Raw genomic sequence first — 22,747 nt, forward strand, 5'->3', positions numbered from 1 at the left:
TGTCGGACGCGGCGTGCTCGCGTCTGCTGGACGTGGCGTAACGGTGTCTGCTGGATGGGACGGGTATGTCTGCCGGACGTGGCCTGCTCGAGTTGACGGAGCGCGGCGCACTGATCCCATGGGACGGCGCGCCGTAGTGTCGGTGCGGCGCTCGCGGCTGCGTGGGAGCGCCCGGTGCCTCACTCGTAGTCGACGGTGATCGTCTCGGTGTCCGGTACGGCCTGGCAGGTGAGCACATAGCCGTCTTCCAGTTCGTCATCGGTCAGCGCGTTGTTCTGGCGTAGCGTCGCGCTTCCCGAGGTCACTTTGGCGATGCAGGTGGCGCAGTTGCCCGCTTCGCAGGAGAACGGCGGCGCCAAGCCACCCCGGCGGGCGCTCTCCAGCAGGGTCTCGCCGTCCTTGCGTGGCACCGTCTTCTTCTTGCCGTTGAGGATGATCGTCACGGTGCCCGCCGCCGTGGGCGGTGCGGAAGGAGCCGTCGACGGGCGGGTCACGCTGTCGGCCGGGGCATCGTCCACGGCGTCGGGAAGGGGCGCGGGCGCACCGAACCGCTCGCTGAACACCACCCCCGGACCCGGGAGCGCCAGTTCGACCATCTCCATGAACGCCTCGGGTCCGCAGACGTAGTGATCGGCGTGGCCATCGGTCCCGACGAAGGCGCGCACCGCCGTGGCGTCGAGGAAGCCGCCCTCGGCGTCCAGGTGCCGGACCACCTCGAGCCGATCCGGGTAGCGCCGCGCCAGATCGGTCAAAATCGCCTCGAAGAGCACCGAATCGGCGTCGCGGTCCGCGCACAGCAGCCGGACCCGCCGCCGCGTGGTGGCCAACGCGCACTTGGTGAGCGACAGGATCGGCGTGATGCCGCTGCCGCCGCTGAAGCCCAGCAGCGGTAGATCGGTCTCGCGCAGGCAGAACCGCCCCGCCGCCTTGGTCATCTCCACCTCGTCGCCCTCGGAGAGATGGTCGTGCATCCAATTCGACACGGCCCCGCCCGGCACCCGCTTGACCGTCGTCATCAATTCGCCGTCGGTCTCCGGCGCGCTGGACATCGAGTACGACCGGAACAGCTCCGTCCCGTTCACGGCGATCTTGAACGTGCAGAACTGTCCGGCGCGGTAGGGGATCGGCCCGTCGTGCGGCGCGAGCACGAACGTGCGCGCGTCGGCGCTCTCCTTCACGATCCGGGTCACGGTCGCGCGCTGGAACAAAGAGGGTCTCGCCATGGACCGTGTCCTCCTGGTATGAAGATTCTATCCGAATGAGAATTATATTCTCACTCACGAGATGGGATCTCTCAAATGTTCTCGACCACCGCTTCGAGCGCGCTCGTCTTCGAGGGGCGGGCCTACCCGAGGACCGAACTCGACGATCTCGCGGCCGGTCTGGCGGCCGAACTGGCCGAGCGCGGAGTGCGCGCCGGAGACCGCGTCGCGCTCATGTCGTCGAACCGGCCGGAGTTCGTCGTCGCGGTGCTGGCCATCTGGCGGCTGGGCGCCGTGGCGGTGCTGATCAGCCCGGCGTGGAAGCACGACGAGGTCGCGCACGCGGTGGCGGTCGCCGGACCGAGCCAGGGTGTGGGCGACAACCCGGTGCTGACCGAGGTGCTGCCGATGCGGCACCTGGACGCGCCGATCGTCCCCGCCCATGCCGGCGATGCGCCGCCGGACCCCGCTTCGGACGCCGTGCTGGTGTTCAGTTCCGGCACCACCGGAATGCCCAAGGCGGTGCGGCACACCCACGCGTCGCTGGCGGTCGCGGTTCGCCAGTGGACCGAGGTTCTCGGCCTCACCGCGAGCGACCGGATCCAGATCGCCACGCCGCCCTCGCACATCCTGGGGCTGCTCAACATCGTGACCGCGCTGCGAACGGGTGCGTGGATGCGCCTGCACCGCCGCTTCGACCTGGAGACGATGCTCGGCTGCATCCAGGACGACCGGATCACCGTCGAGATGGCCGTCGCGCCCATCGCTCTCGCCCTCGCCGGGCACCCGCGGCTCGAGTCCTACGACCTCGGTTCGCTGCGCTACATCATGTGGGGCGCGACGCCGGTGACGGTCGGCGTGGCCGAGACCGTCACCCGGCGCACGGGAGTGCGCTGGTTGCCCGCCTACGGTGCGAGCGAGTTACCGGTGATCGCGTGCAACCCGCTGGACGACGCACGGCTCGACACGGTGGGCAAGGCCGCACCCGGCGTGCGCGTACGGGTGGTCGCGCTGGACACCGGAGAAGTGCTGCCGCCCGGGGAGATCGGCGAGATCCAATGCCTCGCGGAGTCGGTGATGGCCGGGTACCTGCCCGCCGAGGAGACCGCCGGTGCCTTCGACGAGGGCTGGTACCGCACCGGCGACGTCGGTTACGTCGACGACGAAGGCTGGATCCGGCTCACCGACCGGGCCAAGGAGATGATCAAGGTCCGCGGTTTCCAGGTGGCCCCCGCCGAGATCGAAGCCGTGCTGCACGATCACCCGAAGGTCACCGACTGCGCTGTGTTCGGTGAGCCCGATGCCGTGGACGGCGAGGCGATCGTCGCCGCGGTGGCCTGCGCGGAGTCGGTCACCGCCGACGAGTTGATCGCGCTGGTCGGCGAGCGCCTAGCCCGTTACAAGCGGCCGCGCCGCGTCGTGTTTGTGCCCGAGATCCCACGCCTGCCCTCGGGTAAGGCGCTGCGCCGAGTACTCGAGGAGCGCTATGGACGTTCGTCTGACGAGTGAACAGCGGCAATTGCGCGATGCCGCGGCGAAATTGGCCGACGACCTCGGCCCCGGATCGGTCGCGGGTCTCGACGACGAGCACCGCCTCGCGCGCCTGGAACGAACGGTCGCGGCCACCGGCTGGCGCGCCCTGCGCACCGACGGCGCCTCCGGGGTCGAGGTCGCGATCGTGGCCGAGGAGTTCGGCCGCGGCCTGGTCGACGTCGCCTTCCTCGGCCCGGTGCTCGCCGACGACCTGCGCAGGCGCTGCGGCGCCGACGATCGCGGCTGGACGATCGCGGTCGGTGACCGCGCCGTCGACGCGCGCGGCAGCGAAGGGGCGCTGCTCGTCGTCGGCGAGCAGGTCCTGGCCGCGCCGCTGGGCGCCACACTGCCCGGCGCGGATCTGACCCGGCGCACCGCGACGGTCGAGGACGAACGCAGGCACATCGGGGAACTCGCGGCCGAGGAGGCCACCCGATGGCACGCGCTGGCCGTCACCGCGTCCACCGCCGACCTGCTCGGTGTCGCCCGCGGCGCGCAAGATCTCGCCGTCGAGTACGCGAAGGTCCGCGAGCAGTACGGCCGCGCGATCGGGTCCTACCAAGCCGTGGCGCATCTGCTGGCCGAGAATCGCGCGCTGATCGAAGGGGCGATCAGCGTGCTGCGGCACGCGGCCTGGGCGGTCGACGAATTGGCTCCGGCGCGAGCACTACAGGCCGCGCGGATCGCCAAGGTCTACACCGCACGGGCCGCCCGCACCGTCTGCGAGACCTCGATCCAGGTGCACGGCGGCATCGGCAACACCTGGGAGTGCCTCGCCCATGTCTACCTGCGGCGCGCGCTGGTCTCGACCGAACTGTTCCCCGTCCGCCTGGAGGAGATCGACCTTGGACTTTCGTGATTCATCGCAGGAGGCCGCATTCCGCGCGCGGCTGCGCGCCTGGCTGGCCGAGACGGCCGGGAAGTTCCCGACTTCGGGCGACGACTACTGGGCGCGCCAGGGCGAATGGCATCGCGCGCTGTACGCGGCGGGATTCTTCGGGTTGTCCTGGCCGAAGGAATTCGGCGGACACGAGCTGCCACCGGTCTACGACGTGATCGTGGACGAGGAACTCGCGCTCGCAGGCGCGCCGCCGCGCCCCAGCCTCGGCTACCTCGTGCAGGGCTTGGGCCGCCACGGCGGCAAGGAACTGCAGCGACGCTTCCTGCCCGGCATGATCGACGGCACCCAGCGCTGGTGCCAGGGCTTCAGCGAGCCGGGCGCGGGCTCCGACCTCGCCGCGCTGCGCACCACCGCGACCCGCGACGGCGACCACTACGTGGTGCACGGCCACAAGATCTGGACCAGCTACTCCGACGTCGCCGACTGGTGTCTGCTGCTGGCCAGGACCGACCCGCACGCGCCACGGCACAAAGGCATCTCGGCGTTCGTGATCGCCATGGCCCAGCCCGGCGTGCAGCAGCGGCCGCTGGCCATGATCAGCGGTGTCACCAGGGAGTTCGGGCAAGTGCTCTTCGACGGTGCGACGGTGCCCGCCGATCAGATGGTCGGCGAGCCCGGTGACGGCTGGAAGCTGGCGATGACCGTCGTCGGGCACGAACGCGAGCCGTCCACCCTGGGGTACGCGGCTCGTTACGGAAAACTGGTGCGCGAGTTGGCTTCCCGGCTCGACGGTCGCGCGCCGGAGGAACTGTCCTGGGCGGCGGTGCAGACCGAGATGCTGCGCTTGCACGTGCGGCGGCGGCTGTCCGAACAGTTGGACGGCGTGGTGCACGGCCCCGACGGATCACTGGACAAACTGCTCATGACCTGGGTGGACCAGTCGGTCGGGCACGCCGCGCTCGCCGTCGGCGGTACGGACGATCCGGAACTGCTCGGCAGCTACTTCTACAGCCGCGCCCAGAGCGTCATGGGCGGCACCTCGCAGATCCAGAAGAACATCATCGCCTCGCGCATCCTCGGATTAGGAGTTTGACCATGTACGACTTGCCGGAAGAGATCCACGTCGAAGCCGACGGACCGATCCGGATCATCACGCTCAACCGGCCCGACGCGCTCAACGCCGTCAACGACGACCTGCACACCGGTCTGGCCCGGCTCTGGCCCCGCCTGTCCGACGACCGGGAGGCGCGCGTCGCGGTGCTCACCGGCGCGGGCAAGGCGTTCTCCGCGGGCGGGGACTTCGCCTATCTCGCCGAGCTGGGCAGCGATGCCGAGCTGCGCGCCAAGACGATCGCGCACGGCCGCGACATCGTGCTCGGCATGGCCCGGTGCCGGGTGCCGGTGGTGGCGGCGGTGAACGGCCCCGCGGTGGGCCTCGGCTGCAGCCTGGTCGCGCTGAGCGACATCGCCTACATCGCCGAGACCGCCTACCTGAAGGACCCGCATGTCCAGGTCGGCCTGGTCGCCGCGGACGGTGGCCCGCTGACCTGGCCGCTGCACACCAGCCTGCTGCTGGCCAAGGAGTACGCGCTCACCGGCGCGAAGATCCCCGCCCCGCGGGCTCGCGAAATGGGCTTGGTCAACCACGTGGTCGCCGATCCGCGCACCGAGGCGCTGGCCTGCGCGAAACGCATCCTGGAATTGCCACGCCAAGCGGTCGAGAGCACCAAGCGCCTGCTGAACCTGCACTTGGAACGCGCGGTGCTGGCAACCCTGGACTACGCGACCACCGCGGAGGATCTGTCCTTCCAGACCGCGGAGTTCCGGGCGGTGATCACCGCCCTCACCGCGGGACGGGAGTGACGCCGGATCGCAGGCCGCGATCGTTCTCGCCGCGTGATCGCGAAGAACATGGCCCGCAAGACATCTCGTAGCAAACCGTGCCCCCGTAAACTGTGCTTGGCCAAGTGAACATCCGCGGGGCACACTCTATGTAACGACGTCCGGCGCGGCCGGTCGAACGCGGGGGCGAGGTCCGACAGCAGATGAGGATTCGGCCGAGGCAGCAGTTGCTCGAGCTGTGGCGAGCGGTGCTCGCCTGTTCCTATCCGGACGGAACGTGGATCTGGGGCGGACGCGACGGCGCCAATTCCATCAGCGACGCCGAGCAGCTGCTCTGCCTGTTGTATCCCGCGACCGAGATCGAAGCGTTCGCGCTGGACCAACCGAACGACATGAGTCCCGACGTCAGGTCCGCGCTCGCCCCGTTCGGCGAGGAGACCCGCATCGGTGGGGTTCTGGTCGCCCTGGTGGAAGAGTACCTGCGCCGCTACACCGGACCCGATGGCGAGCCGGTCTTCGCCAGCGGCTCCTACCTGCGCTCCGGCGACGGCGGCACGCTCACCGACGCGCAATCGGCGGTGGAGGTGGTCGACTCCTACTCGATGTCGCTGAGCCTGTGCATCGCTGCGCTGCGGTTCCTGCGCGGATTCCTGCGCTTCGTCAGCGGGGAGGTCCGGCTGGAGGCCCGGCAATTGCGCGCGCGGATCCCCGCGGTGATCGAGCTGGTCAGCGCGCGGCTCACCGCCGCGATGGCGGGCCTGGTCCGCAGTTTCGTCATCCATACACCGGAGCCGAACACCGAGTTCGGGCAGTCGATCATCTACATGCTCAACCAGACCCGCACGCCGCCCGACGAGATCATCGAACGGCTGTCGGCCCAGCTGGAACGCCTACGGGTGCAGGCGGCCAACGAGGTCAGGCTCAGCCAGACCAGCGAGGTCGATATCGCCGACGACGGGCGGCTGTTCGAATGCGGCTGGAGCTGGGGCATCGTGCGCAGCGCCGAACCCATCGACCTCGTGCCGGGCCGGGTCAGCAGCGCGACCGGGCACGCCGAGCCCCGTCCGTACCTGTATTTCACCGCTGTCGCCCTCGACGGCATCATCGACCTGTCGTCGCAGCGCATCCGGGAACTCGATCTGCTGACCGACGAGCAGCGCACTCTCGCCGACGCGCTGCAACTGCGCTTCGAGCTGACCCGCAACTACTGGTCGAGGGTGGCTCGCTTCGGCAACGGCCGCTGGCCGCTGGAGGACATCCCCTGGCGCACCGCCGACGGCGAGGAATCGGAGTATTTCAGTCTCGTGGTCACCGCCATGCTGATCCAGGACCTGGTCTACCGGGAGAGCACCGAGGATCTGACCCGCACGGTGGCGGTGCTCGACCAACTGGCCCGCCGCGGACGCATCACCAGCCGGTTCACCGTGGGTGATCCCGCCGCGCCGCTGCACTATCCGGGTGTGCGACTGAACCTGGCGGGCAGCGAGGACGCCGCCGACGGTACCCAATTGGTCTGGTACGTGCCGGATTTCGCGACCATGCTGCTCAAACGCTGCCTGCAGGCCGCGCGCCTGCGCACCGACGTGGACACCCGCGACCGGCTGATGGCGCTGGCCGAGGCCGCGATGGACCATCTCGACCAGCGAGTGCTGCGGGACGGCCCGGTGATCGGCCTGTGGGACGACATCGGCCGCGTGGTCGGCGGGGCCGACGCGCGGCTGGAAGGGCCGTCCTGGTTCGTCACCGAGCGGATGATGGAGTGCCTGGTCATCGCGTACAGCACCTTCGAGCAACCCCCGCTGGCCCCCCAGGCGATGGTCGCCCGCGCGGTGGACCTGCTCAGCGAGGCCGAGCATCTGCTCAATCAAGAGGAACTGGAGGTCGAGGGCCAGGACTTCTCGCCGAAACAGGCCGCGATCAACCGGATCCGGCAATCGCTCGACCGAGCCCGCCGGGTGCTGCGCGAGCGTCCCGGGACCGCGTACAGCCTCGCCACCCAGGCGTTGGTCCAGCTCGACGAACTGGCGTACGCCCGCCGGGACGCGACGCGGTAGGGGCAGGCATGCTGGTGTTCTCCACCTCCGACAAGGGCGGCACCGGACGCTCGGTGACCAGTTGCAACATCGCCTACCGGCTGTGTCTTTCCGGCCTCGACGTCGCCTACGCCGACTTCGACCTCGGCTCGCCCACCGCCGGTGCGCTGTTCGAGATCGGTGCGGCCGAACGCGGTGTGCCGCGCGGCGGCGTGCATTCCTACCTGCTCGGCGAGAGCGGAACCGTGGCCCGCGTCGACGTGGGCGCTGCGACCGATCGGCCGGACCTGCGCCGGATCGGTCCCAACTCCGGCCGGTTGGTGCTGCTGCCCGGCGACGAGGGCGGGGCCGAATTCCTCACCGGTGACGACGCCGTGGTGGAGCGCTGCGCGGAACTGCTGGTGGCGCTGGATCAGGAGTTCCGCGTGGTGATCGTGGATCTCAGCGCGGGCCGGTCGGCCGCCCTGCAGATCGCTCTACAGGCCACCGCGTTGCCGCAACTGCGCAGACGCACCGCCCGCTGGTTGATCTTCCACCGCTGGACTCGCCAGCACATCGTGGCCGCCGCCGGTCTGGTGTACGGCCCGCACGGTCTGCTGAAGGCGGGCGCCGAATGCGGCCACGACCCGGAGGAGTTGCTCGGCTGCGTGCGTTACGTGCGCACCGCCGTGCCCGACGCCAACTGGGACGGGGTGGCCCAGCGCCCGGCGCAGGCGGCGTGGCTGCAAGAGCAGGACACCGCGTTGCGGCGGCTGGCCACCGCCAAGCGGCTCGGCGCGACCGCGAAGCTCGGCGACACCCCGATGGAACCGGTGTTGCAGCGGCGCGAACAGCTCATCCTGGACGCCGACGTGAACGCCCAGATCGCCAACGCCGAGACCGCGCTGGCCTATGCCGAACTGGCTCGCCGACTGGTCGACATCGCCACCTGGGAGAGGCTGTAGATGCGGGATACACAGGGCTACAGCGAGGCGACCGAGCAGCCTCGGATCACTTCGGTTCCGTTGTCGCACTTGTCTATCGAGGTCGGGCACTTCTACCTCAACGAGATCACCTCCGATATCGAGCGGGTCACCGCGGAGTTCCGCCGCATCGTGCCCTTGGTGTCGGCCTTCATCGAGTCGGCCAAGGTGCAGTTCGGCCCGAACGCCCGCGTGAGCACCTGCTATCTGATCGACGACTACTTCCATCCCGACACCGATCCCTCCGCCATCCTCACCAAACTGCTGGACGCCGCGGAGGAATCCGGGCTGGTCATCGACTACCTGGCGCGCGAGTCCGGCTGCTGGCGGGCCTCCAAGTTCGTCGAGGGTGTGGCGTTCGGTGAGCCGATTCCCGTGGCGGAGATGGTGGCCGCGCGCATCGTCGCCGAGCCCGCGCCGCCGAGTACCGGCCGCAGGCCGCCGACCGCGGAATCGGGCTGGCTGTGCAATGGGCGCCGGTCCTCGGAGGACGAACACAATCAAGCCATGCGCAGGCGTACCTATCGGCCACCGGAGGAGTTCGGCCGCCGGGAGCATTCGATCTTCCTCGACGTGGAGTTGTGGAGCAGGCACGTCGTCGACGGGGTGACGGTCACTCGTTGGTCGTGCCCGTTCCTGGCCGCCGTCTGGCATCTGCTGCGGCTCGGCATGCTGCGCTATCACGGTGCCGCCGTGATGGATCCGCAACCGTGGCGCCGCGAGGATCTCGCGCCACGGCGCTGGTCCGACCTGCCGCCGGTGGTGCAGCTCAATCCGTCCGCCGCGCCGTTCGCCGCCTACAAGACGCTGTCGATGCTGCCCAAGCGGTACATCGGCATCGAGCACGCCGTGCGACTGGTGCTCGACCACCTCGACCTCGACGACGACGTGGTCGAGCAGACCATCACCCGCGGCGCGGGGGAGGTGCCGCCGGTGCCGGTGCCGCGCAAGGTCAGCGATCGGCTCTCCCACCTGCTGCTCGACGGGGCTTGACATGGCCGCGACCACGCCTCTGGTCGTCCTCGGTGAAGTGCGCACCTGCCTGCTGCCGTCGTCGACCGCGCTGACCGGCGCGGAGGCCTGCGATCTGCTGGCGCTCATGCCGGGCTGCACGGTGCGCTGGCGGGAGCGTCCGGGCACGCTGGCGGTCTCGCCGACCACCGCGGTGGGCGTCGACTGTGATCTGGCCTTGGGCGAGCAGACCGCGCACATCGTCGGAACCGTGGCAACCAGCGCGGTCCTGTCCGGCGGACGCGTGCTGCAATCCACCGCCTGCACCCGGGTGGTGCGCGCGGCAGGCCGGCGCAGACAGACCTGGTCGCACTACCTCAGTCAGAAGGGGATGACCGAGGTCATCAGCCGCATCCCCGAAAGAGCCACCGCCGGTGCAGCTCTGGCCGAGGGGTTCCTCACCGGCCGAGCCGACGTCGACACACTGGATCTGGCCTCGATCAGCGAACGCCTGCTGACGCGCCTGCGCGCCGACCCCAGGCTGGACCAGACGCCGCCGGTGCGGGCGGGAACCACCCGGCTGCGCTGGACGGCGCGGATCGGGGGCAGCGCGGGCCCCGCCGCCGCCCTGCACCTGGACGACGCCACCCTCCGCACCGTCCGGTTGATCGTGCGCGACGAGGCGGACTTGGATGCTGCGCAACGGTTCTGTGAGGATCTGGCCGCGCACGACTGGCTGCTGACCGTCGTCACCGCCGCGCTGGCGGAGGCCCAGCGCTTCCCCTCGCACAGCCGGGAACGCACCGACATCCTGGCGCCGGTGCTCGAGGATCTCGCCGGGCTGTGGATGCCGGGAGCCCACACCCCGGCGTCGATGCGCGCGTTGTGGCGCGAGCTACAGGTCGATCCCGGATTGTCCCGTCAGTGGAACGCGCTCGTCGCCCAGCTACAGAACCGGATCGCCGTCGCGACACTGAACGCATTGCGGCACAAGGAACTCGACACCGAATGGTAGCGACCGCTCCGGCTACATCCGGAACCACTTGCGCACCAGCAGCGCGAAGAACACCGACATCGATACCGTGCCCGCCCACGCTTCGACGGCGAACAGCGGCCGGGCGGCCGGGCGCAGATTCTCCGTGTCACCGGGGCCGAGTGGATTGATGAATCCGGTCACGCACGTGTAGATGGTGGCAGCCGGTGAGGAATCGCCGCTCAGCAGCAGAGCGGCGACGGTGAACAGCACCAGCTGCACGGCCACCCAGCCGAGCAGCCAGAACGGCCGGTAACCGTAGCCGCACAGGACGTAGGACAGTTGCCCCGGCCAGCGCCGCGGGCCCCGCGGCAACGCCAGGGTGCGGGCCCGAGCCAGCCGCAGACCGCAGCGGTCCTGCGCCTCGTCGTCCTCGTTCATCCGGTACAGCGCGGCCCCTCTCCGGTAGGCCAGCGCCGCATGAGCGGGCAATCCGGCCGCCGAGAGTTGTGCGCCCAGCCGTTCGTACTCCTCGGCCAGCATGGTGTTCTGCCGGCTGCTCAGCCGCAACGGACCACGGAATTCGACCTCGGCGGCCAGCAGCGCCGCCGGGATCGCGCTCGGCACCCGCCAGTCGGCCTCGTCGGGCGCCGGTTGCCGCGCGGCCGCGTACAGATGCCGGAAGACCAGCGAGTCGGAATGCCGCCGCGCACTGGGCGGGTCGTAGTCGGCGAGGATCGCCTCGGCATGCGCGGTGAACCGCTCCAGCTCGGCCTGCTCGGGGCGGTCACCCCGATCGATCTCGGCGGTGTATTCGTCCGCGCGCCTTGTGATCCGGGTCGAGACGGATGCGACGAAGGGCGAAATCTCCCCCATGTCACGAGTCTAGCGTGCGGCCCTTCAGCCGGTACTCGAAAACGTCTCGCGGCTCGCCCGGCCCGAAGTACCGGTCGTCGTGCTCGACGAATTCGAATCCGGCGCGCTTGAACAGGTTGCCGGCCAGCCGGTTGTCCGGCCGCACGGTCAGATACACCACCTCGGCGCCGATCTTGCGGCAGGTCTGCAAGGTGCGGGTCAGCAGGGCGTGGCCATACCCTTCGCCCTGGTACCTCTTGGCCACCGCGAACGTGAACAGCAATGCCCGGCCGGACTTCTCCAGCGTCAGCGCATAACCGATCACCGCGCCCTCCACCTCGGCGACCAGCCATTCGGATCCGTGCAGGTCGAACAGCTGGCGCAGCATCAGGTACAGGTACGGCTCGGCGAACACCTCGGCCTCGATGGCCGCGATGTCCTCGATATCGGCGAAGCAGGCCTGCCGGTATTCCGGCCGAGGCGCTTTGGCGATGTTCATCCGCTCCCTACTGCCAGGGCATAGGCCGTCGATTCCAGCTTAGAACACCCATTGGCAGCGAATCCGCCACGTAAGTGGGTTCATAGTGCGTCAGGTTACCTCAACGGACTCGCTGGATGGTTGCTGATGGCTGGGGGCAGGGGGTGGCGTGGGGAGTTCGGCAGGAGAGGGTGAGGCTCACCGGTCAAGGCGGCGAGTGCCTCGATCACATCCAGTAGCCCGGCCTTGGTGTAGGTCAGCGTGGTCGGTCCCATGGAGCGTCCATCCTCATGGCCGGCGTATGCCCGTGCGACGGCGATGCCGAACTGCCGTTCGACGAACGTCACCGTCGTGTGCCGTATCCAATGGGGGCTGATCCCGAGTGCGGCTGCCCAAGGGAGGAGGTGTCTGGCTCGCCTGAACAGGTAGTCCAGGCGTCGCCGTCCCACTGGCCTTCCGTCGTGGTAACGAAGGACTTGCTCGGTCGTTTCCGGTCCGCCCCGGGCTTCGATGTGCTCGAGACTCTTTGCATCAGAGTGGGGGAAATCGGCTGCCATCGCACCGTGCCACCCTTCTCGCGGAGTCGCACGAGGCAGCCGGCCACATTGAGGTCTTCGATGGCGAGGCGGACGAGGCCGCCACGGCGACAAGCCGTTTCGATGAGAAAGCGCAGTATCAGTGCGTCGAGCGGTCGATCGTTTCCAGTCTCCGAAGCAACGCGCCCGAGATCATGTATCTGCTCGAGCGACAGCGCGTGCCGCGAACTGGACACGTGGCGCGGTTTGGATACTCTCGCCGCCGGGTTTTCCAGCGGGTGGATCAACCTGTCGAGTTCGGCACGGCGATACAAGCGCCGGATCGCTGAAACCATGGTTGCCGCGGCACCACGCCCGCCACGAGAGTTCGACCGTTTCCTCGCCGCGGCGTGCACCTGGTGCTCGCTGACCAGCTGCTGGATCTCGGTGTAGTTCGGTTCGGTGATCAGGCGGTCACCCCACAACCGGTCGAGCACTTTCCCTTACGGACCGTAGTTGTTCAAGGATGCAGTGCCGTGGTGATGTCCTCGTGAGTCATGCGAGCTGCCACAGGCTGGGCTCGTAGAGCGAGAGGGCGGCTGCGAGGACCGAGGTCGGGTAGATCACGAGCTGTCGTTTGCTCAGCGACGCCACGAGGAGAACTCGATCGCCGCTGTGGAGGCTCCATCCGTTCCGGATGCCGGCAGGTAGATGTAAGTATCCGCTGGGAGTGATCCTCGAGGTCCCCTCATCGGCACGGCTGACCACTGCTGCTTGCTCACCGACAGACAAGCTCAGGATGCGGCCAGGTCGCCAGTCGAGTCTTCTGATCGCTGACCTGTCGCTGAGCCGGCCTCGCTGATCGAGTGTCGCAATCGCAAAGTGTGCTGGGCCGATAGGCGTGTCGAATGTGGCTGCGGGGAAGGCGAAGTGGATCCCGGCGAAGTGGTTGGCGGGGGCTCGTGTGCCGTAGATGTTGTCGAAGCCGACCACGGCCTCGTCGCGAAGCGGCGCAGTCGCAGGGGCTTCGACCGCGAGCGGTTCGTGCTGGGTGGCGCGAGCGCGTGTATGCATCAGAGTCACCTGTCTTCCGTGACCCGTCTGCTGATTCTCCCGCTATTGATTGAAGCGCACCTGCGTCTTCTGCGCCAGTATCGTGGTCAAGCGGGTGCGGATGTCGTATCGGGTGAGCTGGTCCGGCTGAGCGCGGCGGGCTCCGGCGCTGGGGCTCGGAAGCCTGGACTGGTCGGCGGTTCCGCTAATGCAGCGGTGCGGGTGCCGGGAGGTTGGCTCGGACCAGTTGTTCGGACCGTGGTGAGCGACCACAGAAGCGTTGCTACACGGTTTCTTTCGCTGCATTTCCCATGGTCAGTGAGCGCATCACCGGTTCGCCCCGATTGGTCTGTAGCGAGGCCTTGCGCAGGTTGCGGCCGCCGATCTGCTGCATCGCCCAGCCGTCCAGCATCGCGTCGAACACTGCCTTCTCCTCGTTGAGGAAGGAGACACCTGAGGCGAGGTACAGAGACGAATCGCCATACGGCACACCCCTGCGCAACCACCCGTCATCAGACGAACTATTCGGTCATTGGATGGGCGACGCTAGCTGAAGGGGGCACGCACCAGCACCACATCCGCAAGACTCGACAGGACGACACGCCCATTGCGCCGCCCTGGTGGCCAAAGTGTCTGCATCAGACGCAATTCCGCCGGGAAGCGGAGTGCGCCCACGGCACCGACATGATCCTCGATGGCGAGATCGTCGCCCCCGACCTGGCCACCGGCGCGCCGTCGTTTCCCCGGTTGCAGCAGCGCATGCACCTGACGCGGCCCGCCCGGTACCTGGTCGAGGCGTGTCCCCGCCCCCGCGGGCAGCCTCAGCTGGTCACCGGTGAGCGCCGAGCATGTCCGCTGGACCCGCGCGATGCCCCGTCCGGAGGAGGATGTCTGGTCATTTTTCGCTCAGGGTCGGTGCTCGTCCCACCACCAGGCGATGGTCGCCGCTGGGGGTAGCTCGGTCCGGGGATCGCTGGGCTGGTCGGTGATCACTGGGTGGTAGGGCAGGTTGTAGCGGGTGGCCGCGGCGGCGGCGAAGTTCATGTTTCCGGCCACGATCAGGTCGATTCCCTCGAGGTAGGTGCGGCAGTCGTGGTTGGCGTCGCGCAGTAGTTGCGCCCGTAGCTGCAGATAGCGAGTCATGATGCGGTCGCGGTAGGCGATCCCGGAGTCGATGACCTGCGCGACCGACCAGTCGGGGTACTCGTTCCGGAGGGCTGTGAATAGGTTGTAGTCCTTGCCTTCTCGATCGAGTTCCCTCAGGTAGGAGTAGCGGTCGTTGTCCAGCGCGGCGGTCATCATCGCTGTGTCGACGGCTGCCCGGAACCGGGGATGCGACAGTTGTTTTTCGTCGAGTTCGATACCCTGCACCGCGTCCAGATAGGCCGGCGCGGCGTAACATCCGCTGATGCCCATTCGTAACGCCAGGTAGTCGTTGAGCGTCAGGGCCGTGCCGCGTTCGCGCAGGGCTACCTCCCAGCCCAGTGCCGACACCCATTGGCTTTGTCCGGCGAGGAAACGCTCCCATTGCACCGGTGTCATGCATCGGCGCAGCCTCTTGAACACGTCGGCCAGCGCTGCCTCCAACGCGTCGGTGGTGGCAGGCCAGGAGTTCGGTGAGCGCACGATCCGTTCCCAGCGGCCGATCGCGAGCATCGCCTCGCAGGTACGCGTCAGCGCGGCCAAGCGGTCCTGCGCCACCCACGCCCACGCGTTGTAGTTCGCCAGCAGCTGCGCCAGCTCGCCGGTCGCACATGGGTAGCAATAACTGAGAAGTCCCGCGCCGACCTGGGAGACCATCACGTGGATCATGTCGTCGCCCTGTCCGAGGTCGAAACTCCGCACCCACCGCAGCGTCTGTTGCTGTATCGAAGTGGCATCGGGATGGATGTCCGGCTGCAACGGGAGATAGAAAGTCAAAAGCCGCTCGATGACCTCATGGTCGGGTGGGGTGGCGGTCGGTGATGGCAACGGTGCGGCTCCTCGGTTGGTGAGCGATCACAGGTCCCGGTCGGTGACCTGACTGATGAGGTGGTTCAGCAGAACAGCACCGCTGGGATGGAACCCGGCCGTCTCGAGCGTGGTGCGCGCCTGGCGGCAGCGGTCGCTGATCATCTGTTCCACGGTGGCCCGGGCGCCGGTGCTGGTGATGACGTCACGAACTCGCGCTGCGCCTTCTTCGTCGAGGCCGGGGTTGCCGACCAGGGCGGCCAGTATCGCCGCTTGGGCGGGTTCGGCTCGCTGACGGGCGATGGCCAGCAGCACGGTGTGCTTGGCGTCCCGCAGGTCATCGAGATTGGGTTTCCCGGTCACGGCAGGGTCGCCGAACACAGCGAGGATGTCGTCGCGCAGCTGGAATGCCTCGCCGAGCGGTACCGCGTACTCGGTGCAGGCGGCAAGCAGGGCGCTGTTCGCGCCGGCGAGCACCGCGCCGATCTGCAGCGGGCGCTCGATGGTGTACTTCGCGGTCTTGTAGCGGCCGATCGCCAGCGCGGTCTCCACATCGGCCGCCGGGTCGCCCGCGGTGAGCAGGTCGAGGTACTGACCACTGAGGGTCTCGATGCGCATCGCATCCAACAGCCGCCACACCATCGCTGCGGGGGCTGACGGCAGATCGGCGGTGGCCACCAAGTCATAGGACCAGCCCAGCGCCAAGTCTCCCAGCAGTATCGCGGCGTTGACACCCAACCGGTCACGGCTGCGATGACCTGGGTTGTCGGCGGCGATACGCCGGTGCGCGCTCGGCTTGCCGCGGCGCGTCGCGCTGTCATCCATCACGTCGTCATGGATGAGCGCGAAAGCATGAAACAGCTCCAGCGAAGCCGCGACGCGCGCTATGGCGACCGGCGCACCGCGAGCACCGCCGACTTGCCATCCGCAGTAACACAACAGCGGCCGCAGTCGTTTACCTCCAGCCAGGAACTCTTGCAGCCACCCGACGAACAACGGCAGCTGCGGCGTACTCGCACACCCGAGCTTCTCAGCCAGAAACCGTGACAGCACCCTGTCCACTGCGCCGGTAACGGCGGCGGGATCCAGCTGCGGCTCGGGATGTGTGGTTCGAATGGTCCATGCGACCGGCGGTGACACCATCTGCTCCCCCTGCCCGAATACCCGGCACGGTCAATCATGACACCGCGCAAGCTATCGCACCCCTGAATGACAATCCTTGTGCTTCAACCCTTGGACACCGAAGCACCGTAGATCTCGGAGAAATGCGCCGAGATCTTCTCGGTCGTCAACCCCTTCGCGGTCAGCGACAACACGATCTCATCGACCCCTGACAGCCGCCGCTGACGTTTCCTGACGATCTTCGGTTCGAACGTCGAGCTGGTGTCACGCGGCACGTCGATCTCGACGGGACCGATCTCGGTGACCACCGTCTTCGAGCGAGTCCCGTTGCGAGAGTTCGGTGTTCCGCGCCCGACTGGGTCGTGTTTCTCGTAGCCGACATGCTCGGTCATCTCCGCTTCCAACGCGGTCTCGAGCACGGTCTTGGTCAGCTGATTGAGCAGCCCACCCGGGCCGACCAGGTCGATGCCCTGTTCCTTGGCCTGTTTCAGCAGCTGCTCGGCCAGCTTCTTGGTATCCGCCGTGTCCTTCTTCGCCACGGCGTCGAGTGTCTCCGACACTGATCGATCCTTCCCGCCGAACCGTCAGGTTCGGCCAGTCAGACCAAGGTCAAATCCGCCGTTGTTCCGACAGTCCCGTCTCGGGCGCAATGCGCTCAGTCAGCTGAGGTGCATCGGTCGGGGTGTGCCGACTACGCCGTGTGGGCGTCGCCAGTTCACTACCGCGATGGAGCCCAGCTCACCGAGTCCGCGGGAGCTGGAGATCAGCGCTTTCCCCGTGACGGATCGGTAGCAGTCGAAGAAGCGTGCAGCGTTGGCTGTCGGCAGCGAATCTCGATCGCGTATGTCTCCTGTTCAGCATGTGCACTTGCGTGGGCCGGTATCAGGTGGGTTGTCTCGCGAGTAACCGGCGGAACGGGACATATTCGGGATCAGCCGGGTGGTGGTCCACAGTTACCTGTGTGACGCGGCGGCCGCGGTGTGATCGGCTCATCGGGCGGTTCGGGCGCGGACGAAGGGGAATTGCGTTGGGGTCTTGTTGCCGGGCCGGTGGGCTTCGATGACGTCGAGATGTTTGGTGAGGCCGGACAGGCTGGTGATCCGGGCTTGGCTGGAAGGGGTACCGACGAGCAGGATTTCGATTCGGCAGTCGCTGATGGTGTTGGTCGGTGCGGAGCGGTCGAGAGTGACCACGATGGTGGTGATCGGTTGCAGGCCTCGTGGGGGATGGTCATCTGTGATGTCGGAAGGTTGATAGCTGAAGGTGAGAATTTCCGGGCCGGAGCATTCACCGATGAAGTTCCAACCGCGGGCACGTAGCACGATGTCCAGCCCGCCGAAGACGCGAATATCCGCTTCGGCCAGCGGCTGCCCACAAGTGGTGCCCAAAGCCTGCAGGACGCTGGCAGGCGGGTAGCGGCGATGCCAGATCTCCGACTGCATGCCGGTGATCGGGGGAGCTGCCCGTGGTGTCGCACGGTGGCGGTTTGCGTGCGCTGTGGCCATGGCCAGTGATGTTCGCAGCTCGGTTGCCGATCGTTGTGCTGACACGCGCAACCGGTGTTGTACGGGTCCCGCTGTTGTGGTGGCCAGCACTGTCGGTTCCTCATCCAGGTGCATATGGTGGTTTGCCGAACTGGACGCTTGTGAGATTGAGAGTGGTCCGACTGTGGGTGAATCGGTGAACGCCCGTCGCGCTCGGCGGGGTGAGGATCGAGAGCTTTCTGGCTCGCCATTGGGACGTCTCGCCGCGGTGGTCAGGGCACCGCGGTCGGCGGGGACCGTTCATTTCGCGAGTAATCACCCGTATGGGGAGCTGTATCGTGCCCGCTGAGATCATCCCGCGCCACGCCACGCCGAATTCGTTGGCGGTAGCTGAGTTCGTTTGCGGGCTCGGCGCGGCATAATCCATCGACACGTTCTGGGAGAAAAACCGACCGACGGACGGTTACCCAGCGCTGCTGCTGCGGTTTACCGGCAGTTGATACACGTTTCGACGACCGATAGGCCGAACAGCTTTGGCTGATCGAGGCCTGGGCTGGCGGATCCACCGAATGATGACTCGAACCGCGCCGATCAATGATGCGGAGAGGAGTGATTTTGGGTTTCACCGGAGTCGACAGCGAGGATGCTGTCGCCGAGGCTGTCGTGAGTGTGCTCGAACGCGAGAATGCGCGTGATTTCACGCTATGGCCGAAACTCGCCGAGTCCGGCTTACTCTCGGTAGTGCTGCCGAAACGCTGCGGGAGGGATACGGGCCTGCTAAAGGTGGCGGCCATACTCACCGAACTCGCCACCGACGCTGTACAAGCGCCGACGTTGACCACCCTCGGTTTCGGAGTGCTACCTCTGACAGAGGCCGCTCCGAGAAGTTTGACGCGGAGAATTTTCCCTGCTGTAGCGCGGGGCGCGATACTCACCGCCGCGCTCAAGGAGCCCGGTGCACCGTTCGGGGCGACCCCGAAGACAGTGGCGGTTCTCGAGGGTGGGTCGGTGCGGGTCACCGGTCACAAGGTGTGTGTCCCGTATGCAGAGTCCGCACGCTGGATTCTGGTGCCGACGGATTGCGGTGTGGCCGTGGTGGAGTCCTGCGCGGCTGGTGTCAGGTGCGTCCGAAGTCCCGGTGTGAGTGGTGCACCGGAGTATTCGGTGTATCTCGAGCGGGCCGAGATTCCAGCAGAACAGTTGTTGATCGACGGCGCTGGGCCACTACAGCGGCTGGCGGTGGCGACAATCGGGTCCGTCGCCGACGGGCTGCTCAAAGGACTGCTGAGGATGCTCACCGAACACATCCGTATTCATCGTCAGTTCGGGCTGGCGCCCGCCGAGGTCCACGCGGCGAGACGAGAGTTCGAAGAGGTCCAGGACGTGTCGCGGCTGTTGCAGGCAGCATCGCGGTCGGCGAATCGGTTGCTGTCGCAGCCCGTCGACCACCCCGACTACGAGGAACGGGCTCGCGACGAGCTCGCCACGCTCGCTCACTGGATTAATGCGCAACTGCCCGCGGCGATGAACAAATGTCGTCGCTTGCAGGGCGGCCCGATTACTGCGGAGCCGTTCCGCCGCTATTACACACAAGCCGAGGATCTCGTGCGCTGGCTCGGCGACGACTCGTTCCCGATGCGCTCTGCGCTGGAGAAGGTCCACAACTCCCGGCCCTGAACCAGCCGCAACTGCGGCAGGCCGGAGACTTTATGGCCGGGCGTATCGGTCGCGGGAAGGCGGATCTGATGACCGACACCGAGCGGGCGTGGCCGGCGCGCCGTCGCTACCTCGCGGTAGAAACGGCGGGCCTGTCGCCTGTGCGGACCCAACGACAGCTCATCGACAGGATCCGGTGGCGCACTCGGGTCGGTCGCCGAGGCGCGATCTGCCACCGCAGTACACCACTTGGTCGGTGATGTGCACGCTTTTCCGGCGCCGACGGATCAGGGCGATATTTCGGACAGTCCCCACGCGCCGAGCGGGTCGCGGGAGTACCAGTGGCCGGTCCATTCCCGGCCGGACTCCAGGGCTGCGTAGAACTCCGCGTCGTCGGGCAGTTCGGGGGCGTGAGCGTGCACTATTCCGGGCTGGGCACGGTAGAAGCGGCGGGCGCGTTCCACTGAGCGGGCGGCGTATTCGGCGCGGTAGGCACGCTGGGTGATCAACCAATCCTCGCTCGTGCGCGTGCCCGGGCTGCCGCCGTAGTCGAGGGGGTAGTGCATCTGGTACTCCAGCCGCGCCCATTGTTCGCCTGCGCGCTCGTGCAGCCACGCGATCCATGGGGGCAGTTCTGGTTGCGCGGCAAGTGCTCGGGCGGCGAATCCGTCTCCCGCGGTCGGGTTGTCCGGATCGCGTCGCACCGCAAAGGCGGCGGAGTCGATGCGGTTGCGTTCCAGCTCCTTCCGATGCCTACCTGCCATAGCAGGCAACTATAGATCTTGATTCGGGTGTGTCGGTGCCGCTTCCCTCAGACTGTCGGCCACCGAGAACGGACGAAACGGCACGGTCGCGGTAACGGTGACGACTGCGGGGCGGGACCCAGTAACCCGTTGTCGTTCTTCTTTGTCGCGGCACCGTTCACATCGAGTTTGTCCCCGGTCTCCGGTGTGACGGCGGGCGTGAACACAGTCACCATCCATCACCGGGCCGGGCTGTCCAGGTAGGTGAACGCGTCCGGTCCCGGCGACCCCGTCCCCGCTGGTGGTGACGATGCAATCGACCGCGCTCGCGGTTCCCGGCGCGGTGACCGCGGCCAGCGACGCGTCGGAGATGACCGAGAACGGTGCGGTGAAACCATCGAAGTTCCGACCGAGTGGTGAAGCCGGTGCCGGAGATGGTCACCGCGGTGCCGCCGGAGGCCGGACTCGACGCCGAGGACAGAGCCCCGATTCACCGCAGCCGAGCGGGTAGCTCTGCTGGCCCCTCTGCCGGTCGGCGTGCTGCGCGTCCGCTCCGCCGGGGTGCGGGCCGCCGTCGAAAACGCGGCTGCTGCCACCTCTGACGCACCGTCTCGCGGTCACCATGCGTCGGCCATCCAAAACGGACTAAAACAGATCGAAGATGCGTTGCCCAGCAACTGGTCCTGGGGCGTTAATGGAAACAGCGGGCCGCCAATCGAGTCGTGCACCAATCCGGTGCAGAGCAACCAGCACCACCACGGCAACAGGAGGCTGTGCCATGCCTACCATCACATCCATTACGCCCACGTCCGGACCAACGACGGGCGGTACCAGCGTCACCATCACCGGCACCGGGTTCACAGGTCCCACGACCGTACGATTCGGCAGCACGGCAACAACTTTCACCATGAACTCCCCGACCCAGATCACGGCCATCGCGCCCGCCGGGTCGGCCGGTACGGTACAGGTCACCGTCACCACCGCGGCCGGAACCAGCAACGGGGTCTCCTATACCTATCTCCCTGTTCCTTCCCTGAGCAGCATCAGCCCCAGCCAAGGGTCCACCTCCGGCGGGACGACGGTCACGCTCACCGGGTCCGGCTTGACCGGAGTCACCGCGGTCAATTTCGGAAGCACGCCGGCCACGTCGTTCACGGTCAACTCCAACACCCAGATCACCGCGGTATCTCCTGCCGGGAGCGGCATCGTATCCGTCACCGTCACCGGGCCGGGTGGCACCAGCAACCCGGTCACCTTCGTCTATGTCATAGTCCCGACCATTACGTCGATCTCCCCGACAGCGGGTCCCACCTCGGGCGGGAACAGTGTCACGATCACCGGCACGAACTTCACCGGTCCCCTGACCGTGCGGTTCGGCTCCACCGCAACCCTTTTCACGGTCAACTCGCCGACCCAGATCACGGCCACCGCCCCCGCCGGGTCGCCCGGCACGGTGCAGGTCACCGTCACCGGCTCCGGTGGAACCAGCAACGGCGTCTCCTACACCTATGCCGGAGTTCCCACCCTCACCTCGATCAACCCGAGTTCGGGGCCCACCACCGGCGGCACAACCGTCGTGCTCACCGGCACGGGCCTGGCCACTACCAGCGCGGTCACTTTCGGTGGTACACCGGCGACCTCGTTCACGGTCAACTCCAACACGCAAGTCACGGCGGTCGCTCCCGCGGGTACAGGGACGGTACAGGTCACAGTCACCACCGCCGGTGGCACCAGCAATGGGCTCCCCTATACCTACGTCGCCGCGCCCACTCTGAGCTCGGTGGTGCCGAGCTCCGGACCAGCGGCAGGTGGGACGACGGTCGTCCTGACCGGAACGAATCTGACCGGTGCTACAGCCGTCACCTTCGGTGCGACACCGGCGACCTCGTTCACGGTCAACTCGTCGACCCAGATCACCGCCGTCGCGCCCGCCGGAACAGGAACGGTGCAAGTCACTGTCACCACCGCAGGCGGAACCAGCAACGGGGTGTCCTACACCTACATCCCTGTTCCGACTCTGACCACGGTGGTTCCTGGTTCGGGACCAGTGACGGGTGGAACGACGGTCGTTCTCACCGGAACAGGATTCACCGGAGCCACCTCGGTGAGTTTTGGTGCGACACCGGCGGTCTCGTTCACCGTCAACTCGAACACTCAGATCACTGCTGTCGCTCCGGCCGGAACAGGGACAGTCCAAGTCACTGTCACCACTCCAGGTGGAACCAGTAACGGGGTGTCCTACACCTACGTCGCGGTTCCGACTCTGTCCTCGGTGGTGCCCAGTGCGGGTCCGGTCACCGGTGGAACGACAGTCGTTCTGACCGGAACGAATCTGACCGGTGCTACAGCGGTGAGTTTCGGTGCGACACCGGCGGTCTCGTTCACCGTCAACTCGAACACTCAGATCACCGCCGTCGCGCCCGCCGGAACAGGGACAGTCCAAGTCACTGTCACCACTCCAGGTGGAACCAGTAACGGGGTGTCCTACACCTACGTCGCGGTTCCGACTCTGTCCTCGGTGGTGCCGAGCGCGGGTCCGGTCGCTGGTGGAACA

22 protein-coding genes and 2 pseudogenes are annotated in these 22,747 nt (G+C 67.3%); 11 read left to right on the plus strand and 13 right to left on the minus strand.

Going from position 1 to position 22,747, the window contains the following annotated elements; translation table 11 throughout:
* Positions 1 to 179: 179 nt before the first annotated feature.
* On the minus strand, positions 180 to 1,223 hold the full coding sequence (locus ABZ420_RS26535) for a ferredoxin--NADP reductase (RefSeq protein WP_357127953.1): 1,044 nt from the start codon (positions 1,221 to 1,223) through the stop codon (positions 180 to 182).
* 75 nt (positions 1,224 to 1,298) lie between these two features.
* Here ABZ420_RS26535 and ABZ420_RS26540 point away from each other — a divergent pair, with 75 nt between their 5' ends.
* From ABZ420_RS26540 to ABZ420_RS26575, 8 genes are all read left to right on the plus strand, one after another.
* On the plus strand, positions 1,299 to 2,711 hold the full coding sequence (locus ABZ420_RS26540; protein WP_357127956.1) for an AMP-binding protein: 1,413 nt from the start codon (positions 1,299 to 1,301) through the stop codon (positions 2,709 to 2,711).
* Positions 2,689 to 3,594, plus strand: a complete 906-nt coding sequence (locus ABZ420_RS26545; RefSeq protein ID WP_357127959.1) for an acyl-CoA dehydrogenase family protein — start codon at positions 2,689 to 2,691, stop codon at positions 3,592 to 3,594. The genes ABZ420_RS26540 and ABZ420_RS26545 overlap by 23 nt, the downstream gene beginning before the upstream one ends.
* Complete coding sequence (locus ABZ420_RS26550) at positions 3,581 to 4,669, plus strand: acyl-CoA dehydrogenase family protein (protein WP_357127962.1); 1,089 nt, start codon at positions 3,581 to 3,583, stop codon at positions 4,667 to 4,669. The genes ABZ420_RS26545 and ABZ420_RS26550 overlap by 14 nt, the downstream gene beginning before the upstream one ends.
* Positions 4,670 to 4,671: 2 nt before the next feature.
* Positions 4,672 to 5,439, plus strand: coding sequence for an enoyl-CoA hydratase/isomerase family protein (locus tag ABZ420_RS26555; protein WP_357127965.1), 768 nt, complete (start codon positions 4,672 to 4,674; stop codon positions 5,437 to 5,439).
* 182 nt (positions 5,440 to 5,621) lie between these two features.
* Positions 5,622 to 7,472: an SCO2524 family protein gene (locus ABZ420_RS26560; RefSeq protein WP_357127968.1), complete on the plus strand. Its 1,851-nt coding sequence runs from the start codon at positions 5,622 to 5,624 to the stop codon at positions 7,470 to 7,472.
* A gap of 8 nt (positions 7,473 to 7,480) precedes the next feature.
* Positions 7,481 to 8,395 carry an SCO2523 family variant P-loop protein gene (locus ABZ420_RS26565; RefSeq protein ID WP_357127971.1) on the plus strand — a complete coding sequence of 305 codons (915 nt, stop codon included), beginning with the start codon at positions 7,481 to 7,483 and terminating at the stop codon, positions 8,393 to 8,395.
* On the plus strand, positions 8,396 to 9,406 hold the full coding sequence (locus ABZ420_RS26570; RefSeq protein ID WP_357127974.1) for an SCO2522 family protein: 1,011 nt from the start codon (positions 8,396 to 8,398) through the stop codon (positions 9,404 to 9,406).
* A 1-nt stretch (position 9,407) separates the two neighbouring features.
* Complete coding sequence (locus ABZ420_RS26575; protein ID WP_357127977.1) at positions 9,408 to 10,379, plus strand: SCO2521 family protein; 972 nt, start codon at positions 9,408 to 9,410, stop codon at positions 10,377 to 10,379.
* Positions 10,380 to 10,391: 12 nt separating this feature from the next.
* Here ABZ420_RS26575 and ABZ420_RS26580 read toward each other — a convergent pair whose 3' ends face one another.
* The 5 genes from ABZ420_RS26580 to ABZ420_RS26600 form a co-directional block, all read right to left on the minus strand.
* Positions 10,392 to 11,213, minus strand: coding sequence for a hypothetical protein (locus ABZ420_RS26580; RefSeq protein ID WP_357127980.1), 822 nt, complete (start codon positions 11,211 to 11,213; stop codon positions 10,392 to 10,394).
* Position 11,214: 1 nt separating this feature from the next.
* On the minus strand, positions 11,215 to 11,691 hold the full coding sequence (locus tag ABZ420_RS26585) for a GNAT family N-acetyltransferase (RefSeq protein ID WP_357127983.1): 477 nt from the start codon (positions 11,689 to 11,691) through the stop codon (positions 11,215 to 11,217).
* Positions 11,692 to 12,013: 322 nt separating this feature from the next.
* The gene (locus ABZ420_RS26590) at positions 12,014 to 12,682 is read right to left on the minus strand and encodes a hypothetical protein (protein ID WP_357127986.1); all 669 of its coding nucleotides are present in this window, start codon (positions 12,680 to 12,682) and stop codon (positions 12,014 to 12,016) included.
* Positions 12,683 to 12,740: 58 nt separating this feature from the next.
* The gene (locus tag ABZ420_RS26595; protein WP_357127989.1) at positions 12,741 to 13,268 is read right to left on the minus strand and encodes a hypothetical protein; all 528 of its coding nucleotides are present in this window, start codon (positions 13,266 to 13,268) and stop codon (positions 12,741 to 12,743) included.
* Positions 13,269 to 13,521: 253 nt separating this feature from the next.
* Entirely contained in the window at positions 13,522 to 13,662 is a 141-nt protein-coding gene (locus ABZ420_RS26600) for a hypothetical protein (protein WP_357127991.1), read from the minus strand.
* Between the two features lie 260 nt (positions 13,663 to 13,922).
* Here ABZ420_RS26600 and ABZ420_RS26605 point away from each other — a divergent pair.
* Positions 13,923 to 14,015, plus strand: a pseudogene (locus tag ABZ420_RS26605) (ATP-dependent DNA ligase); the annotation flags it as partial.
* Positions 14,016 to 14,144: 129 nt separating this feature from the next.
* Here the strand turns inward: ABZ420_RS26605 and ABZ420_RS26610 are convergent.
* The 4 genes and pseudogenes from ABZ420_RS26610 to ABZ420_RS26625 form a co-directional block, all read right to left on the minus strand.
* The gene (locus ABZ420_RS26610) at positions 14,145 to 15,209 is read right to left on the minus strand and encodes a terpene synthase family protein (RefSeq protein WP_357127993.1); all 1,065 of its coding nucleotides are present in this window, start codon (positions 15,207 to 15,209) and stop codon (positions 14,145 to 14,147) included.
* 27 nt (positions 15,210 to 15,236) lie between these two features.
* Positions 15,237 to 16,331 (minus strand): polyprenyl synthetase family protein, encoded by a 1,095-nt coding sequence (locus tag ABZ420_RS26615; RefSeq protein WP_357127996.1) that lies wholly within the window; start codon positions 16,329 to 16,331, stop codon positions 15,237 to 15,239.
* An 89-nt stretch (positions 16,332 to 16,420) separates the two neighbouring features.
* Positions 16,421 to 16,870, minus strand: a pseudogene (locus ABZ420_RS26620) (transposase); the annotation flags it as partial.
* 429 nt (positions 16,871 to 17,299) lie between these two features.
* On the minus strand, positions 17,300 to 17,752 hold the full coding sequence (locus ABZ420_RS26625; protein ID WP_357127999.1) for a hypothetical protein: 453 nt from the start codon (positions 17,750 to 17,752) through the stop codon (positions 17,300 to 17,302).
* A gap of 657 nt (positions 17,753 to 18,409) precedes the next feature.
* Between ABZ420_RS26625 and ABZ420_RS26630 the strand changes: the two genes are divergently transcribed.
* Entirely contained in the window at positions 18,410 to 19,471 is a 1,062-nt protein-coding gene (locus ABZ420_RS26630; protein WP_357128002.1) for an acyl-CoA dehydrogenase, read from the plus strand.
* 266 nt (positions 19,472 to 19,737) lie between these two features.
* On the opposite strand, the gene ABZ420_RS26635 is transcribed toward ABZ420_RS26630, so the two are convergent.
* The 3 genes from ABZ420_RS26635 to ABZ420_RS26645 form a co-directional block, all read right to left on the minus strand.
* Positions 19,738 to 20,214, minus strand: a complete 477-nt coding sequence (locus ABZ420_RS26635) for a hypothetical protein (protein WP_357128005.1) — start codon at positions 20,212 to 20,214, stop codon at positions 19,738 to 19,740.
* 208 nt (positions 20,215 to 20,422) lie between these two features.
* Entirely contained in the window at positions 20,423 to 20,683 is a 261-nt protein-coding gene (locus ABZ420_RS26640) for an IPT/TIG domain-containing protein (protein ID WP_357128025.1), read from the minus strand.
* 155 nt (positions 20,684 to 20,838) lie between these two features.
* Entirely contained in the window at positions 20,839 to 21,129 is a 291-nt protein-coding gene (locus tag ABZ420_RS26645) for a hypothetical protein (protein ID WP_357128031.1), read from the minus strand.
* Between ABZ420_RS26645 and ABZ420_RS26650 the strand changes: the two genes are divergently transcribed.
* Positions 21,035 to 22,747, plus strand: a 1,713-nt coding sequence (locus ABZ420_RS26650) for an IPT/TIG domain-containing protein (RefSeq protein WP_357128028.1), incomplete at its 3' end; no start/stop codon positions are given. The genes ABZ420_RS26645 and ABZ420_RS26650 overlap by 95 nt on opposite strands.

Origin of the sequence: Nocardia sp. NPDC005745 (assembly GCF_040630775.1) — a bacterium.
Taxonomy (GTDB): Bacteria; Actinomycetota; Actinomycetes; order Mycobacteriales; family Mycobacteriaceae; genus Nocardia.